Here is a 17,334-nt window from a genome sequence, read left to right as displayed (position 1 = left end):
CAAGATAACGACAATGGATTTTGTAGGAGTGCATCGTGCGTAAGTTGACTCAATTGGTTCTCCTGGCAACCGTATTGGTAGCAGGTCCGGCTTTTGCCGACATGAAAATCGCCGTTCTGAACTATCAGATGGCTCTGCTGGAATCCGATGCGGCCAAAAAATACGCCGTGGATGCCGAGAAAAAATTCGGTCCTCAGCTGACCAAGCTCAAGACACTGGAAAGCAGTGCCAAAGGCATTCAGGACCGTCTGATGGCCGGTGGCGACAAAATGCAACAAGGCGAGCGTGAACGTCTTGAGCTGGAATTCAAGCAAAAGGCCCGTGACTTCCAGTTCCAGTCCAAGGAACTGAACGAAGCCAAAGCCGTTGCCGACCGTGAAATGCTGAAGCAGCTCAAGCCGAAACTGGACAGCGCTGTGGAAGAAGTCATCAAGAAAGGTGCTTTTGACCTGGTCTTCGAGCGTGGCGCAGTGATTGATGTCAAACCTCAGTACGACATTACTCGCCAGGTTATCGAGCGCATGAATCAGCTGAAGTAATCCATGACAGTGACTATAAAGCTCGGCCAGCTGGCCGAGTTCCTCGGCGCCACGCTACGTGGCGACGCGGAGAAAGAAATTACTGGGCTAGCCACTTTACAAGAGGCTGGCCCAGCTCAGTTGAGCTTTCTGGCAAACCCTCAGTACCGTAAATACCTGGCTGATAGCCGGGCTGCAGCCCTGTTGTTGAAGGCGGCTGACGCGGAAGGTTTTGCAGGTAATGCGCTGGTGGTACCTGATCCGTACCTGGCCTATGCGCGGGTCTCCCATCTGTTCGATCCCAAGCCCAAGGCCGCTGCCGGTATTCATCCGACAGCCGTTGTGGCGGCGGATGCAGTGGTTGATCCGACAGCCAGTATTGGTGCCTTTGCGGTGATCGAAAGCGCCGCGCGTATTGCTGGGGGCGTGACTGTTGGCGCGCACTGCTTCATCGGTGCCCGTTGCGAAATTGGCGAGGGCGGCTGGCTCGCCCCGCGAGTGACGCTCTACCACGATGTTCGCATTGGCAAACGGGTGGTGATTCAGTCGGGTGCGGTACTGGGCGGCGAAGGTTTCGGTTTTGCCAACGAGAAAGGCGTTTGGCAGAAAATCGCTCAAATCGGTGGTGTCCTGGTCGGTGACGACGTGGAAATTGGCGTTAATACTGCCATCGACCGTGGTGCCTTGGCCGATACCATCCTCGGCAATGGCGTGAAGCTCGACAATCAGATTCAGATTGCCCATAACGTCCAGATCGGTGATCACACCGCCATGGCCGCGTGCGTGGGGATTTCCGGCAGCACCAAAATCGGCAAGCATTGCATGCTCGCGGGTGGCGTAGGGCTGGTGGGGCATATCGACATTTGCGACAACGTTTTTATTACCGGGATGACAATGGTCACTCACTCGATTACCGAGTCGGGTTCATATTCTTCCGGTACGGCGATGCAACCGGCTGCCGAGTGGCGCAAAAGCGCGGCACGCATACGTCAGCTCGATGACATCGCGCGGCGTCTGCGACAGCTGGAAAAGCGTGTAGGGGAAGTGACCCCTGACGGTAATGCTTCATCAGATGGCTGAAACCATTTCCATATCAAGTGTGCACAGCCGCTAGACTGCCTCCTTGATTTGCTAGAGGGGTGCGCGTCAGTCGCGCGCTCCCAATCTTTACATAGGCTTCCCCCCGAAATGATGGACATCAACGAGATTCGCGAATACCTGCCTCACCGTTACCCGTTCCTGCTGGTGGACCGGGTCGTGGATCTGGATGTGGAAGGCAAGCGCATTCGCGCCTACAAGAATGTCAGCATCAACGAACCGTTCTTCAATGGTCACTTCCCTGCGCATCCGATCATGCCAGGCGTATTGATCATCGAAGCGATGGCTCAGGCTGCCGGGATCCTTGGTTTCAAAATGCTCGACGTGAAACCGGCCGACGGCACCCTTTACTACTTCGTGGGTTCCGACAAGCTGCGTTTCCGTCAGCCAGTGCTGCCGGGCGACCAGTTGATCCTTGAAGCCAAGTTTCTGAGCTGCAAGCGCCAGATCTGGAAGTTCGAATGCCAGGCTTCAGTCGATGGCAAGCCGGTCTGCTCCGCTGAAATCATCTGCGCGGAACGCAAACTATGAGTTTGATTGACCCTCGCGCAATCATCGATCCGACGGCCATCCTGGCCGACGACGTCGAGGTCGGCCCTTGGTCGATCATCGGCGCAGGTGTGGAAATCGGCGAGGGGACAGTGATCGGGCCGCATGTAATTCTCAAGGGCCCGACCCGAATCGGTAAGCACAACCGCATCTACCAGTTTTCTTCGGTAGGCGAGGACACCCCCGATCTGAAGTACAAGGGTGAAGAAACCCGTCTGGTCATCGGTGACCACAACGTCATTCGCGAAGGCGTGACGATTCACCGCGGCACCGTTCAGGACCGTTCGGAAACGACGCTGGGTGATCACAACCTGATCATGGCCTATGCCCACATTGGCCACGACAGCGTCATTGGCAATCACTGCATCCTGGTGAACAACACCGCACTGGCCGGCCACGTACACGTTGAAGATTGGGCGATCCTGTCCGGCTTTACCCTGGTTCACCAGTATTGCCACATTGGCGCCCACAGCTTTTCCGGTATGGGCACCGCCATTGGCAAGGATGTTCCAGCGTACGTCACGGTATTCGGCAACCCGGCCGAAGCTCGCAGCATGAACTTCGAAGGCATGCGCCGACGCGGTTTTAGCGAAGATGCGATTCACGCCCTGCGTCGTGCCTACAAGGTGGTTTACCGCCAGGGCCTGACGGTCGAACAGGCGCTTACCGAACTGGCTGAACCCTCGGCTCAGTTCCCGGAAGTCGCGGTGTTCCGTGATTCCATCCAGTCTTCGACTCGCGGCATCACGCGTTAACCATGGCCAATCTGCGTATTGCGCTGGTAGCGGGTGAGGCTTCCGGTGACATTCTGGGTGCGGGACTCATGCGCGCGCTCAAGGCTAAGCATCCGGCAGTCGAGTTCATGGGGGTCGGCGGCCCGCTGATGCAGGCTGAAGGTCTGGTCTCGTATTTCCCGATGGAACGTCTCTCTGTCATGGGGCTGGTGGAAGTACTGGGCCGATTGCGCGAGCTGCTGGCTCGGCGCAAGAAGTTGGTCGCAGACCTGATCGCCGAAAAGCCGGACGTGTTCATCGGTATCGATGCCCCGGACTTCAACCTCAATATCGAGCTCAAGCTGCGTCAGGCCGGGATCAAGACCGTGCATTACGTTAGCCCGTCGGTCTGGGCCTGGCGGCAGAAGCGCGTGCTAAAGATTCGCGAAGGCTGCGATCTGATGCTGACGCTGTTCCCGTTCGAAGCAAAATTCTATGAAGAGAAGGGCGTCCCGGTGCGGTTTGTCGGGCACTCCCTGGCTGATGCCATCCCGATGGAAGCGGATCGTGCGGCTGCGCGAGCCGAACTTGGCTTGCCTGACGGGCCGTTAGTCGCGCTGATGCCTGGCAGCCGTGGTGGCGAAGTCGGTCGTCTGGGCGCGTTGTTCCTCGATACTGCCCAACGCTTGCGAGCCCTGCGCCCTGGCGTGCGGTTCGTAATGCCTTGCGCCAGCCCCGAGCGCCGTGCGCAGCTTGAAGAGTTGCTGGCCGGCCGCGATCTGCCACTGACCTTGCTCGATGGCAAATCCCACCTGGCCCTGGCAGCCTGCGACGCAGTGTTGATCGCCTCCGGAACCGCCACGCTGGAAGCACTGTTGTACAAGCGGCCAATGGTGGTTGCTTACCGTCTGGCGCCGCTGACATTCTGGATCCTCAAACGCATGGTTAAGAGTCCATACGTTTCGCTGCCGAACTTGCTAGCCCAGCGCCTGTTGGTGCCGGAGTTGCTGCAGGACGATGCGACCGTTGAAGCGCTGGCTCAAACGCTGTCGCCCTTGATCGAGGGCGGCGAAGAACAGACTCGCGGCTTTGACGAAATTCACCGCACCTTGCGTCTGGATGCCTCCAATCAGGCTGCGGATGCAGTTCTGACGCTGATCGGCCACGTACAATGAGTAGAACAAGTATGCAAATGGGGCTGGATTTCACCTTGGTCGCTGAAGTTGAAGAGTTGGTTGCCGGTGTTGACGAAGTCGGTCGCGGCCCGCTTTGTGGTGCCGTCGTGACAGCAGCGGTGATCCTTGATCCGAACCGTCCGATCCTCGGCCTGAACGATTCGAAGAAGCTGACTGAAGCCCGCCGCGAAAAGCTCTACGACGAAATCTGCGAAAAAGCCCTGAGCTTTTGCATCGCCCGCGCCGAAGTCGAAGAAATCGACGAGCTGAATATTCTGCATGCCACCATGTTGGCCATGCAGCGTGCGATCGAAGGGCTGCACATTCAGCCGAAACTGGCAATGATCGACGGCAACCGCTGCCCGAAACTGTCCATGCGCGCCGAAGCGGTGGTGCAGGGCGACGGCAAGGTGCCCGCCATCGCCGCGGCATCGATTCTGGCCAAGGTCAGTCGTGACCGTGAAATGGCTGCTTTCGAATTGATCTACCCGGGTTACGGCATCGGTGGCCACAAGGGCTACCCGACACCCGTTCATCTGGAAGCCTTGGCCCGCTTGGGGCCGACCCCGATTCACCGACGCTCGTTCGCCCCCGTACGTCTGGCGTATGAGGCCCGTGAAGGGCTGATCGAGAGTTAGTCGCAAGGCTGATGTTTTTGCCAAGGCCCGGTACAATCCGGGCCTTGTTGTCTCCACGTTTACAGACAGGATCACTATGCCGGCTTCATTCGTACATCTACGCCTGCACACTGAATATTCCCTCGTCGACGGTCTGGTGCGGATCAAACCGCTGGTCAAGACCCTGGTCGGCATGAACATGCCTGCCGTTGCGGTGACCGATCAGAACAACATGTGTTCCCTGGTCAAATTCTATAAAGCCTCAATGGGCGCGGGCATCAAGCCAATCTGCGGTGCAGACCTGTGGCTGTCGAACAAGGATCCGGACAACGCCCTAAGCCGGATCAGCCTGCTGGCAATGAACGCCGTCGGCTATCGCAACCTGACCGAACTGATCTCTCGTGGCTTCATTGACGGCCAGCGTAATGGCTCGGTCATCATCGAGCGCGAGTGGGTGGCCGAAGCCAGCGAAGGCTTGATCATGCTGTCGGCGGCGAAAGAAGGTGAGATCGGCCTGGCCATGCTCAGTGGCAATCCAGCCGAAGCAGAAAACCTGGCTCGCGAGTGGATGGCGGTGTTTCCGGACCGCTTCTATCTGGAAATCCAGCGCACCAACCGCCCCAACGATGAAGAACAATTGCACGGCGCCGTGGCCCTGGCCGAGAAAATCGGCGCGCCGCTGGTGGCGACCAACGATGTGCGCTTCATCAAGCAGGAAGACTTTGCTGCTCACGAAACTCGCGTTTGCATCGGTGAAGGCCGCGCCCTCGACGATCCGCGGCGCTCGAAGAATTACAGTGATCAGCAGTACCTCAAAAGCGCCGAGGAAATGGCCGAGCTGTTCAGCGACATTCCAGAAGCGCTGGAAAATACCGTTGAAATTGCCAAGCGCTGCAACATCGAAGTGAAGCTGGGCACTCACTTCCTGCCCAACTTCCCGATTCCCGATGGCATGACCATCGATGAGTATTTCCGCAAGGTGTCATTCGATGGCCTGGAAGAACGACTTAGCGTTCTGTTGCCCAAGGACACCACCGAAGACTACGAAGCCAAGCGACAGGTCTACGTCGACCGGCTGAATTTCGAGCTGGATATCATCATCCAGATGGGGTTCCCTGGTTACTTCCTGATCGTTATGGACTTCATCCAGTGGGCCAAAAGCAATGGCGTGCCGGTAGGTCCTGGCCGTGGGTCGGGTGCCGGGTCGCTGGTGGCCTATGTGCAGAAGATCACCGACCTCGACCCGCTGGAATATGACCTGCTGTTCGAACGTTTCCTTAACCCGGAACGCGTATCGATGCCCGACTTCGACGTCGACTTCTGCATGGATGGCCGTGACCGCGTGATCGATTACGTGGCCGAGAAATACGGTCGCAACGCGGTGAGCCAGATCATCACCTTCGGTTCCATGGCCGCCAAGGCGGTGGTCCGGGACGTGGCGCGGGTGCAGGGCAAGTCCTACGGCTTGGCGGATCGTCTGTCGAAGATGATCCCGTTCGAAGTCGGCATGACCCTGGAAAAAGCCTACGAGCAGGAAGAAATCCTCCGCGACTTCATCAAGGTCGATGAGGAAGCTGCGGAAATCTGGGAAATGGCCCGCAAGCTTGAAGGCGTTGTGCGTAACGTCGGCAAGCACGCCGGTGGTGTGGTGATCGCACCGACCAAGCTGACGGACTTCTCGCCGATCTATTGCGACGAAGCCGGTGATGGCCTGGTAACCCAGTTCGACAAAGATGACGTAGAGGCCGCCGGTCTGGTGAAGTTCGACTTCCTCGGTCTGCGGACCCTGACGGTCATCGATTGGGCACTGAAAACCATCAACCGCGACCGCGCCAAGGTGGATGAACCGCCGCTGGACATCGCATTCATCCCGCTGGATGACAAACCGACTTACCAGTTGCTGCAAAAAGCTGAAACCACCGCGGTGTTCCAGCTCGAGTCGCGCGGCATGAAAGAGCTGATCAAAAAGCTCAAGCCCGACTGCCTGGAAGACTTGATCGCACTGGTGGCCCTGTTCCGTCCGGGCCCATTGCAATCAGGCATGGTTGACGACTTTATCAACCGTAAGCACGGTCGCGCCGAGCTCGCGTATCCGCACTCGGACTACCAGTACGAAGGCCTCAAGCCGGTTCTGGCGCCGACTTACGGCATCATCCTGTATCAGGAACAGGTGATGCAGATTGCCCAGGTCATGGCCGGTTACACGCTCGGCGGTGCAGACATGCTGCGTCGGGCCATGGGTAAGAAAAAACCTGAAGAAATGGCCAAGCAGCGTGGCGGTTTTATTGAAGGTTGCAAGACCAACAATATCGAAGCCGATCTTGCCGGTAACATTTTCGACCTGGTAGAAAAATTCGCCGGTTATGGCTTCAACAAATCCCACTCCGCCGCTTACGGCCTGGTGTCGTACCAGACTGCATGGCTGAAAACACACTATCCGGCGCCGTTCATGGCCGCGGTACTGTCAGCGGATATGCACAACACCGACAAGGTCGTGACCTTGATCGAAGAAATTCGCACCATGAAGCTGCGTCTCGACGCGCCGGATGTGAATACTTCGGAGTTCAAGTTCACGGTGAATGACGAAGGCCGCATCATTTACGGCCTCGGCGCGATCAAGGGTGTGGGTGAAGGACCGGTCGAAGCGATTACCGAGGCGCGTCAAGAGGGTCCGTTCAAGGACCTGTTCGATTTCTGCGCCCGTGTCGACCTCAAGCGTATCAACAAACGCACCCTGGACGGTTTGATCCGCAGCGGTGCGCTCGATCGTCTGGGCCCGTATTTTCATGACGAATCGAAGGCCTATCAAGCGAGCATCGACCAGAATCGTGCGGTCTTGCTGAATGCGATGGAAGGGGCGATCAAAGCCGCTGAACAAACCGCTCGCACCCACGACAGTGGCCATGCTGACCTGTTTGGCGGGTTGTTCGTCGAGGCAGACGCTGATGTTTATGCCAATCACCGCAAGGCGAAAGAGCTGACCCTCAAGGAGCGCCTGAAAGGCGAGAAAGATACCTTGGGTTTGTACCTCACCGGTCACCCGATCGACGAGTACGAAGGTGAAATCCGCCGCTTTGCCCGTCAGCGCATCATCGACCTGAAACCGGCTCGGGATACTCAGACCGTCGCAGGCATGATCATCGCGCTACGGGTGATGAAGAACAAAAAGGGCGACAAGATGGGGTTCATTACCCTTGATGACCGCTCCGGGCGGATCGAAGCTTCGCTGTTCGCCGACGCGTTCCATTCGGCGCAATCGCTGTTGCAGACCGACGCGATGGTGGTGGTCGAAGGCGAAGTCAGCAACGACGACTTCTCTGGCGGCCTGCGGTTGCGGGTCAAGCGGGTGATGAGCATGGAGGATGCACGCACGAACCTGGCCGAAAGCCTGCGCTTGAAGTTGCAGACCAAGGATTTGAAAGGCGATCAGCTACGCTGGCTGGGCGAGTTGTTCAAGCGTCACCGCGGTGCGTGCCCCATCACCATGGAGTACACGAGTCCCGATGCGAAGGCCTTGCTGCAGTTTGGCGAGACCTGGCGAATCGACCCGGCGGATGCCTTGATTCAAGCACTGCGTGACCAGTTCGGGCGAGACAACGTCTTCCTCCAATACCGTTAACGGTCAGGTGCCATTATTGTGGCCCGATCGCGACCAGAATTTTTAATCTCGACCTGAACGCGCCTGTCCCTTAAGGTAGGGCGCGAATAGACAACCGGCCGACCCAAGCTCACTTGGACGTCGACCCAAGACGGACGCCTATGAACCCGAATTTTCTAGATTTCGAACAGCCGATCGCCGACCTGCAAGCCAAGATCGAAGAGTTGCGCTTGGTCGGTAATGACAATTCGCTGAATATCGGCGATGAGATCTCCCGCCTGCAGGACAAAAGCAGCACGTTGACCGAAGACATCTTCGGCAAGCTGACCAGCTGGCAGATCGCGCGTCTGGCGCGTCACCCGAAACGTCCGTACACCCTGGACTACATCGAACACATCTTCACCGAGTTCGACGAACTGCATGGTGATCGTCACTTCTCCGACGACGCCGCCATCGTTGGCGGTATTGCTCGTCTGGACGACCAGCCAGTGATGATCATCGGTCACCAGAAAGGCCGTGAAGTGCGCGAGAAAGTTCGTCGCAACTTCGGCATGCCGCGTCCAGAGGGCTACCGCAAGGCGTGCCGTCTGATGGAAATGGCCGAGCGTTTCAAAATGCCGATTCTGACCTTCATCGACACCCCGGGCGCCTACCCTGGCATCGACGCTGAAGAGCGCAACCAGAGCGAGGCGATTGCCTGGAACCTGCGTGTCATGGCCCGCCTGAAAACCCCAATCATCGCCACCGTGATCGGTGAAGGTGGTTCTGGTGGTGCGCTGGCGATCGGTGTTTGCGACCAGTTGAACATGCTGCAGTATTCGACTTACGCGGTGATTTCGCCGGAAGGCTGTGCTTCGATTCTGTGGAAAACCGCCGAAAAAGCACCGGATGCCGCTGAAGCCATGGGCATCACCGCCGAGCGCCTGAAAGGCCTGGGTATCGTGGATAAAGTGATTGGCGAGCCTTTGGGCGGCGCACATCGTAATCCGGCCGCTGCGGCTGCATCGATCCGTGCCGAGCTGAGCTCGCAACTGGCGATGTTGAAGAAGTTCGACAACGACGCGCTGCTGGCCCGTCGTTACGAGCGTCTGATGAGCTACGGTCTGTAACTGTACTCACTACACCCCTGTAGGAGCTGCCGCAGGCTGCGATCTTTTGATCTTGAAAAAGCAATAAGATCAAAAGATCGCAGCCTGCGGCAGCTCCTACAGAGGGTCTAAGTGATGCGACTGACGTCTATGAATCCTTCGAAGAATGATCTGCCAGTCAGGCTGCTCCTTAATCTAAAACCTTGGCGCAACGCCAAAACCTGGCGCATCGCGTTCTCTGGTGGTCTCGACTCCACTGTCCTGCTGCACCTTCTTGCACACCTCGCAAAAACCGAAAACCTGCCGGCGCTCAGCGCCCTGCATATTCATCACGGCCTTCAGGCTGCGGCTGATGCATGGCCGGAGCATTGTCAGTCGGTCTGTGATGCGCTGGGTGTGCCGCTACACGTGGTTCGCGTTCAGGTTCAGCGCGGCGCCAGCCTTGAGCGTGCCGCCCGGGATGCGCGCTATGGTGCATTCGTTGACGCGACTCAAGTCGATGATGTGCTGCTGACGGCGCAACACCAGGATGATCAGGCGGAAACCCTGCTGTTTCGGCTGTTGCGTGGCGCCGGGGTGAGAGGCTTGTCGGGAATGCCAAACCAGCGACCTGTGGGGCGAGGGCTTCTGGTGCGACCCTTGCTGGCTGTCACTCGGGCAGAGCTTGAAGCCTACGCAACGGAGAATCACTTGAACTGGATCGAGGACCCTTCGAACCAGGACCGACAGTTCTCACGCAATTACCTGCGACATCAGGTGTTCCCGGTATTGACCGAGCGCTGGCCTCAGGCGATGGCGAGCATGGCGCGTAGCGCTTCGCATTTGAATGAAGCGCAGGCGTTGCTTAACGAACTGGCACAAATCGATCTCGCCGAAGCCAATACGGTCAGTGATTTCGCCTGGCTGGGCGTGCCCTCTCTGGAGCTGGCGGCACTTGCAAAACTTTCCGCCGCTCGCCAGCGCAATGCGTTGAGTCACTGGCTCACAGCGCTGACGCGACTACCGGACAGCGACCATTGGTCGGGTTGGGATGATTTGCGCGATGCCATCGGCGATGCACGTCCGATCTGGAGGCTGGCGGATGGCGAGCTCCATCGGACGGGGGGCCGTATCTGGTGGCTGTCGGGCTGTTGGCTACGCAATCCGTTGCCTGCCTTTCACTGGCCTGATCCCTCGAAATCGTTGAAGTTGCCAGATAACGGGATACTCAGGCTCACGGGCCAAATCCCCGACGGCCCGCTGCATATCCGCTATCGTCAGGGAGGCGAGGTCATGAATCTGCCTGGTCGCGGCCACCGGGATGTTAAGCGTTTGCTCAATGAACGTGGGGTTCCGAGCTTCGCCCGTGGCAGATTGCCGCTGCTTTATCGCGGCGAACAATTACTCGCAGTGGCGAACCTGCCGGGGTTGAACGGCAGCGTGCAGGAGGGCTGGAATTTGCATTGGCAGCCACCACCTGCGATCAAGGTTTGAGCTGAAAGGGGCTTTCCGGTAGACTACGCTCCCTTCTTGATACAACTTCTGTGGATTCGCCTGAATTGCAGGAGTTGCCGATTACCAAGCAGTCTTTGCTGGGCGATTCCAAAAAATGTGTAGCGAGCAACGAACCGGTGCCTCATCTTCCGGTCTGTCCCAACGCGGCGGTTTTTTTGAAAGGTGCACTGTGATTAATGCAGGTGATCGGGGGCTTCGGCCTTCCTTCGCTTTCCCCGGCGGCTCGGACCGCTTTAACGCAGACTTCTAGGGTTTTTCATGACGCGCTACATATTCGTCACGGGCGGTGTTGTTTCTTCTTTGGGGAAAGGCATTGCATCGGCTTCATTGGCGGCCATCCTGGAGGCGCGGGGACTTAAGGTCACCATGCTGAAGCTGGACCCGTACATCAACGTCGACCCGGGCACCATGAGCCCGTTCCAGCACGGTGAAGTATTCGTCACCCACGACGGCGCCGAGACCGACCTGGACCTGGGGCACTACGAGCGGTTTATCCGCACGACCATGACCCAGAACAACAACTTCACCACTGGCCGTGTCTACGAACACGTCCTGCGCAAAGAGCGCCGTGGTGATTACCTGGGCGCCACCATTCAGGTGATCCCGCACATCACCGACGAAATCAAGCGCCGGATCATCAAGGGCGCCGGCGATGCCGACGTGGCCATGGTCGAGATCGGTGGCACCGTGGGTGACATCGAATCGCAACCGTTCCTCGAAGCGATCCGTCAATTGCGTTTCGAAGTCGGCGCCAAGCGCGCGATGCTGATGCACCTGACACTGGTGCCATACATCGCCACTGCCGGCGAAACCAAAACCAAGCCAACCCAACACTCGGTCAAGGAACTGCGTTCCATCGGCCTGCAGCCAGACGTGCTGGTCTGCCGCTCCGATCACCCGATCGACATCTCCTCGCGTCGCAAGATCGCGCAATTCACCAACGTTGAAGAACGTGCGGTCATTGCGCTGGAAGACGCCGACACCATCTACAAGATCCCGGGCATTCTGCACGCCCAGGGCCTGGATGATTTCGTTGTCGAGCGTTTCGGCCTGCAATGCGGCGGCGCCGATCTGTCCGAGTGGGAAGCCGTGGTTGACGCCAAGCTCAACCCTGAACACGAAGTCACCATCGCCATGGTCGGCAAGTACATGGAGCTGCTGGACGCCTACAAGTCGCTGATCGAAGCGATGAGTCACGCCGGCATCAGCAACCGTACCAAGGTCAACCTGCGCTACATCGACTCCGAAGACATCGAAAACCAGGGCACCGCGCTGCTGGAAGGCGTCGACGCGATTCTGGTTCCAGGCGGCTTCGGTCTGCGTGGCGTGGAAGGCAAGATCACCGCCGTACAATACGCTCGCGAAAACAAGGTTCCATACCTGGGCATCTGCCTGGGCATGCAAGTGGCCGTGATCGAGTTTGCGCGTAACGTAATGGGCTGGAAAGACGCCAACTCCACCGAGTTCGATCGTGCAAGCGGTCACCCGGTCGTGGGTCTGATTACCGAGTGGGAAGATGCCACCGGCGCGGTTGAAACCCGTACCGAAACGTCCGACCTGGGCGGCACCATGCGCCTTGGCGCACAGGATTGCCTGCTGGAGCCGGGTTCCCTGGTGCACGATTGCTACGCCAAGGACGTGATCGTCGAGCGTCACCGTCACCGCTACGAAGTGAACAACAACCTGCTGCCGCAAATCATCGAAGCCGGCCTGAAAATCACCGGTCGTTCCGGTGATGGCGCGCTGGTTGAAGTGGTCGAAGCCCCGGACCATCCATGGTTCGTCGCTTGCCAGTTCCACCCGGAGTTCACCTCGACACCACGCGACGGTCACCCGTTGTTCAGCGGTTTCGTTAAAGCAGCGTTGATTCAACACCAGAAGAAGGCGTAAATCCAATGGCGCAGAAGATCATCCGTGTAGGCGATATCGAGATTGCCAACGACAAGCCAATGGTGCTGTTCGGTGGCATGAACGTGCTGGAAAGCCGCGACATGGCAATGCAGGTCTGCGAAGAGTACGTGAAGGTGACCGAGAAACTCGGTATCCCTTACGTGTTCAAGGCCAGTTTCGACAAGGCCAACCGTTCCTCCGTGACCTCTTACCGTGGCCCCGGCCTGGAAGAGGGCATGCGGATCTTCCAGGACATCAAGCAAGCCTTTGGCGTGCCGATCATCACCGACGTCCACGAGCCTGATCAGGCTGCGGTCGTTGCTGAAGTCTGCGACATTATCCAGCTGCCGGCCTTTCTGTCGCGCCAGACCGACCTCGTGGTCGCGATGGCCAAGACCGGTGCAGTGATCAACATCAAGAAAGCTCAATTCCTCGCCCCTCATGAAATGAAACACATCCTGAGCAAGTGCGTGGAAGCGGGTAATGATCAGTTGATCCTCTGCGAGCGCGGTTCGAGCTTCGGCTACAACAACCTGGTCGTCGACATGCTCGGCTTCGGCATCATGAAGCAGTTCGAATACCCGGTGTTCTTCGACGTGACCCACGCGCTGCAAATGCCCGGCGGTCGCTCCGATTCCGCCGGTGGTCGTCGTGCCCAGGTCACCGACCTGGCCAAGGCCGGCATGAGCCAGTCGTTGGCCGGCCTGTTCCTCGAAGCCCACCCGGACCCGGACAACGCCAAATGCGACGGCCCTTGCGCCCTGCGTCTGGACAAACTGGAGCCATTCCTGGCCCAGCTCAAAGCATTGGACGAACTGGTGAAGAGTTTTCCGACGGTAGAAACCGCGTAATCCTCATTTCTCCGTGTAGGAGCCGAGCTTGCTCGCGATGGGGCCCGAGAGAGCGCCATGAGCAAGCCGGTCTTATGCAACAATGTGACCCACAAGTTATAAATCGAGCGGTACAAAGCGTTTTCGTCAACTTTGGAGTGTTTACAACAATGGCAAAAATCGTCGACATCAAAGGTCGTGAAGTTCTCGACTCCCGTGGCAACCCCACCGTGGAAGCGGACGTGCTTCTCGATAACGGCATCATCGGTAGCGCCTGCGCGCCGTCCGGTGCTTCCACTGGCTCGCGTGAAGCGCTCGAGCTGCGTGATGGCGACAAGAGCCGTTACCTGGGCAAAGGCGTTCTGAAAGCCGTCGCCAACATCAACGGTCCGATCCGTGACCTGTTGAAAGGTACAGACCCAAGCGACCAGAAAGCGCTGGATCACGCGATGATCAAGCTCGACGGTACTGAAAACAAAGGTTCCCTGGGCGCCAACGCGATCCTCGCCGTTTCCCTGGCTGCGGCCAAGGCAGCCGCTCAAGACCAGGACCTGCCGCTGTACGCTCACATCGCCAACCTGAACGGTACCCCGGGTGTTTACTCGATGCCGGTTCCGATGATGAACATCATCAACGGTGGCGAGCACGCCGATAACAACGTCGACATCCAGGAATTCATGGTTCAGCCAGTCGGCGCCAAGTCTTTCTCGGAAGGTCTGCGCATGGGCACCGAGATTTTCCATCACCTGAAAGCTGTTCTGAAGGCCCGTGGCCTCAGCACTGCTGTCGGTGACGAAGGTGGTTTCGCACCTAACCTGGCTTCCAACGAAGACGCGTTGAAAGTGATTTCCGAAGCCGTGGCCAACGCCGGTTACAAGCTGGGCACCGACGTGACCCTGGCCCTGGACTGCGCTGCGAGCGAATTCTACGAAGACGGTAAGTACAACCTGTCCGGCGAAGGCCAGGTGTTCACCGCTGAAGGTTTCGCCGATTACCTCAAAGGCCTGACCGAGCGTTACCCGATCATCTCCATCGAAGATGGCCTGGACGAGTCCGACTGGGCTGGCTGGAAAATCCTCACCGACAAGATCGGCGAGAAGACTCAGCTGGTAGGCGACGACCTGTTCGTGACCAACACCAAGATCCTGAAAGAAGGCATCGATAAAAAGATCGCCAACTCGATCCTGATCAAGTTCAACCAGATCGGCACCCTGACCGAAACCCTGGAAGCCATCCAGATGGCCAAGGCCGCTGGTTACACCGCCGTCATCTCGCACCGCTCCGGCGAAACCGAAGATTCGACCATTGCCGACCTGGCGGTGGGTACTGCGGCTGGCCAGATCAAGACCGGCTCCCTGTGCCGTTCCGATCGCGTTTCCAAGTACAACCAACTGCTGCGTATCGAAGAGCAATTGAATGGCAAGGCCAAGTACAACGGTCGCAGCGAATTCCGCGGCTGATTGTGCATGATAAAAAGACAGCAGATTGTGTCGGAAAAATCGCTCCGGTGATGAATTTGCCACTAATCTGATGCCTTATAAGCACAAGCCTGGGTCTTCCAGGCTTCGTGCTATCAGAAGCTTCAAAGTTTTTGCATGGCTGTCTTTTTTCACTGGATACCTGATATTCGATGCGCAGTCCCAATTGGTTGTTCCTCGTTTTGCTCCTGCTGCTGGCTGGCCTGCAGTACCGCCTGTGGGTGGGTAATGGCAGTCTGGCGCAAGTGGCCGAGCTGACTCAGCAGATCGCGGATCAACACGCTGAGAACGAAGGATTGCTGGAGCGCAATCGGGTCATGGACGCTGAAGTCAGTGAGTTGAAGAAGGGCATGGAGACCGTTGAAGAACGGGCTCGTCATGAGTTGGGCATGGTCAAGGACGGTGAAACCCTTTACCAGTTGGCTCAATGATCCAGTCGTTACCGGCCTTCTGGGCCGTGATTCCTGCCGCGGGCGTCGGTGCCCGTATGGCCGCGGACCGTCCCAAGCAATACTTGCAACTGGGCGGGCGCACAATTCTCGAACACAGCCTCGGCTGTTTCCTTGATCATCCTTCCCTGAAGGGGCTGGTGGTCAGTCTTGCTGTTGATGATCCTTATTGGCCGAATCTGGCGTGTGCTGTCGATTCACGTATCCAGCGTGTCGATGGCGGCGACGAGCGTTCCGGGTCGGTGCTCAATGCGCTGCTGCATTTGCACGCGCAAGGTGCTGATGATGAGGACTGGGTGTTGGTTCACGATGCCGCGCGGCCGAATCTGAGCCGTGATGATCTGGACAAGTTGCTGGGTGAACTGGCTGACGATCCGATCGGCGGACTGTTGGCGGTTCCGGCTCGCGATACCCTCAAACGGGTCGACAAGCAGGGTCGCGTGGTTGAAACCGTGGATCGCAGTGTGATTTGGCAGGCTTATACGCCGCAGATGTTTCGCCTGGGTGCGCTGCATCGGGCATTGGCCGACAGTCTGGTGGCGGACGTTGTCATCACTGACGAGGCCTCTGCCATGGAGTGGTCGGGGATGGCGCCGCGCTTGATCGAAGGGCGGTCCGACAATATCAAACTCACACGTCCTGAAGACCTCGAATGGTTGCGACAGCGTTGGGCTAACCGGCGCTAACGACTGTGGTGCCTGTCAGATTGCTTTCGCGAGCAAGCCCGCTCCCACATTTGACTGCATTCTTTCTGAAGGAACTCGGTTAAATGTGGGAGCGGGCTTGCTCGCGAAAGCGGTGATCTAGACAACACATCCGCCACTGAAATATACATTTAGCTCCGATACTCCGGCCGCCCAGCCAACCCCTCTTTCAAATAATCCACCAACTTGCGCACCTTCGGCGACAAATGCCGCTGCTGCGGATACAGCGCCCAAACGGCAGTATTCGGCGGTTGATGCGCCTCCAGCAGCGAGATCAACGCGCCGCTTTTCAAATGCTCCAGCACGTAATAATCCGGCAGCTGGCACAACCCTACACCCAGTAGTGCCGCATCCAGTACCGCTTGCCCACTATTACAACGCCAGTTTCCCTGCACCCGTTGGGAAAATTCCCGCCCGTTCTGTTCCAGTTGCCAGACGTCCGAGCTGCCGATGAGGCAGTTGTGCCGGCTTAGTTCCGACAAACTGTGTGGTCGACCGTACCGTTCCAGGTAGGACGGTGAGGCGCACAGGTACATGCGTCGCGGTGCCAGGCGTGTCGCCACTAGACGCGAGTCTTGCAGGCGACCCAGGCGGATCGCCAGGTCGAGGCCCTCATGAACCAGGTCGAGCTGGCGGTTACTCAGTTCAATGTCGATTCGAAGTTGTGGATAGAGCCCCATGAAGCGGGTCACCAGCGGCACGATGAATCGTTCGCCGTACGCCACCGCGCAAGTCATGCGCAGCATGCCCTTGGGTTCGCTGGTCAGGTCGCCGACTGCGCGCAATGCTTCTTCGCGTCCGTCTTGCAAACGCTGGCAATGTTGCAGGAACGTTTGCCCGGCCTCGGTCAGGGTGACCCGACGTGTGCTGCGGTAAAGCAGCCGCGTCTGAAGTCGCTCTTCCAAGCGTACGATTTGTCGACTGACATGGGAGGAGGAAACCCCAAGACGTTCCGCCGCTGCGGTGAATTGACTGCACTCAGCGACGGCGACGAACTCGTCGATCCCTTCCCAGCGGTTTTCAGACATCGAGGATTATCCCTGTACAGCAATAATATTTTGCGTTTGTCCCGATTATTCATCGTATGGCGGTGTATTACACTCGTTGTCTCGTTTTTATTCACTGGAGAGCCA

The 17,334-nt window shown here is 57.9% G+C and carries 14 protein-coding genes and 1 pseudogene; 14 read left to right on the top strand and 1 reads right to left on the bottom strand.

Translation table 11 applies throughout. From position 1 onward, the window contains the following. Positions 1-35: 35 nt before the first annotated feature. From JFU37_RS06815 to ispD, 14 genes and pseudogenes are all read left to right on the top strand, one after another. On the top strand, positions 36-539 hold the full coding sequence (locus JFU37_RS06815) for an OmpH family outer membrane protein (protein WP_008028980.1): 504 nt from the start codon (positions 36-38) through the stop codon (positions 537-539). A gap of 3 nt (positions 540-542) precedes the next feature. Further along, on the top strand, positions 543-1,598 hold the full coding sequence (gene lpxD / locus JFU37_RS06810) for a UDP-3-O-(3-hydroxymyristoyl)glucosamine N-acyltransferase (protein ID WP_201114315.1): 1,056 nt from the start codon (positions 543-545) through the stop codon (positions 1,596-1,598). A 108-nt stretch (positions 1,599-1,706) separates the two neighbouring features. Then, a complete protein-coding gene (gene fabZ, locus JFU37_RS06805) occupies positions 1,707-2,147 on the top strand; it encodes a 3-hydroxyacyl-ACP dehydratase FabZ (protein ID WP_007907157.1) in 441 nt (146 codons plus the stop codon). Further along, positions 2,144-2,920 carry an acyl-ACP--UDP-N-acetylglucosamine O-acyltransferase gene (gene lpxA, locus JFU37_RS06800; protein WP_201114313.1) on the top strand — a complete coding sequence of 259 codons (777 nt, stop codon included), beginning with the start codon at positions 2,144-2,146 and terminating at the stop codon, positions 2,918-2,920. Before fabZ ends, lpxA begins: the two co-directional genes overlap by 4 nt. Positions 2,921-2,922: 2 nt before the next feature. Beyond that, on the top strand, positions 2,923-4,053 hold the full coding sequence (gene lpxB / locus JFU37_RS06795) for a lipid-A-disaccharide synthase (RefSeq protein WP_201114311.1): 1,131 nt from the start codon (positions 2,923-2,925) through the stop codon (positions 4,051-4,053). Between the two features lie 11 nt (positions 4,054-4,064). Then, positions 4,065-4,691 (top strand): ribonuclease HII, encoded by a 627-nt coding sequence (gene rnhB, locus JFU37_RS06790; RefSeq protein WP_201116434.1) that lies wholly within the window; start codon positions 4,065-4,067, stop codon positions 4,689-4,691. Positions 4,692-4,767: 76 nt separating this feature from the next. Continuing rightward, complete coding sequence (gene dnaE / locus JFU37_RS06785; RefSeq protein WP_201114309.1) at positions 4,768-8,289, top strand: DNA polymerase III subunit alpha; 3,522 nt, start codon at positions 4,768-4,770, stop codon at positions 8,287-8,289. A 140-nt stretch (positions 8,290-8,429) separates the two neighbouring features. Beyond that, positions 8,430-9,377: an acetyl-CoA carboxylase carboxyltransferase subunit alpha gene (locus tag JFU37_RS06780; RefSeq protein ID WP_201114307.1), complete on the top strand. Its 948-nt coding sequence runs from the start codon at positions 8,430-8,432 to the stop codon at positions 9,375-9,377. Positions 9,378-9,506: 129 nt separating this feature from the next. Continuing rightward, positions 9,507-10,834: pseudogene (tilS, locus tag JFU37_RS06775) on the top strand (tRNA lysidine(34) synthetase TilS). Between the two features lie 274 nt (positions 10,835-11,108). Then, a complete protein-coding gene (locus JFU37_RS06770; RefSeq protein WP_201114305.1) occupies positions 11,109-12,740 on the top strand; it encodes a CTP synthase in 1,632 nt (543 codons plus the stop codon). 5 nt (positions 12,741-12,745) lie between these two features. Next, positions 12,746-13,591: a 3-deoxy-8-phosphooctulonate synthase gene (gene kdsA / locus JFU37_RS06765; protein ID WP_007949350.1), complete on the top strand. Its 846-nt coding sequence runs from the start codon at positions 12,746-12,748 to the stop codon at positions 13,589-13,591. 149 nt (positions 13,592-13,740) lie between these two features. Then, positions 13,741-15,030, top strand: a complete 1,290-nt coding sequence (gene eno, locus JFU37_RS06760) for a phosphopyruvate hydratase (protein ID WP_131059171.1) — start codon at positions 13,741-13,743, stop codon at positions 15,028-15,030. Positions 15,031-15,200: 170 nt separating this feature from the next. Next, positions 15,201-15,479, top strand: a complete 279-nt coding sequence (ftsB, locus tag JFU37_RS06755; RefSeq protein WP_008028992.1) for a cell division protein FtsB — start codon at positions 15,201-15,203, stop codon at positions 15,477-15,479. Continuing rightward, positions 15,476-16,183 (top strand): 2-C-methyl-D-erythritol 4-phosphate cytidylyltransferase, encoded by a 708-nt coding sequence (gene ispD, locus JFU37_RS06750; RefSeq protein WP_201114303.1) that lies wholly within the window; start codon positions 15,476-15,478, stop codon positions 16,181-16,183. Before ftsB ends, ispD begins: the two co-directional genes overlap by 4 nt. 149 nt (positions 16,184-16,332) lie before the next feature. On the opposite strand, the gene JFU37_RS06745 is transcribed toward ispD, so the two are convergent. Continuing rightward, a complete protein-coding gene (locus JFU37_RS06745; protein ID WP_201114301.1) occupies positions 16,333-17,229 on the bottom strand; it encodes a LysR substrate-binding domain-containing protein in 897 nt (298 codons plus the stop codon). Positions 17,230-17,334: the final 105 nt, after the last annotated feature.

Origin of the sequence: Pseudomonas sp. TH41, from assembly GCF_016650695.1 — a bacterium.
Classification (GTDB): domain Bacteria; phylum Pseudomonadota; class Gammaproteobacteria; order Pseudomonadales; family Pseudomonadaceae; genus Aquipseudomonas.
Note: the sequence above shows the minus strand (reverse complement) of the source record. Positions and strands in the feature narration are given on the sequence as shown.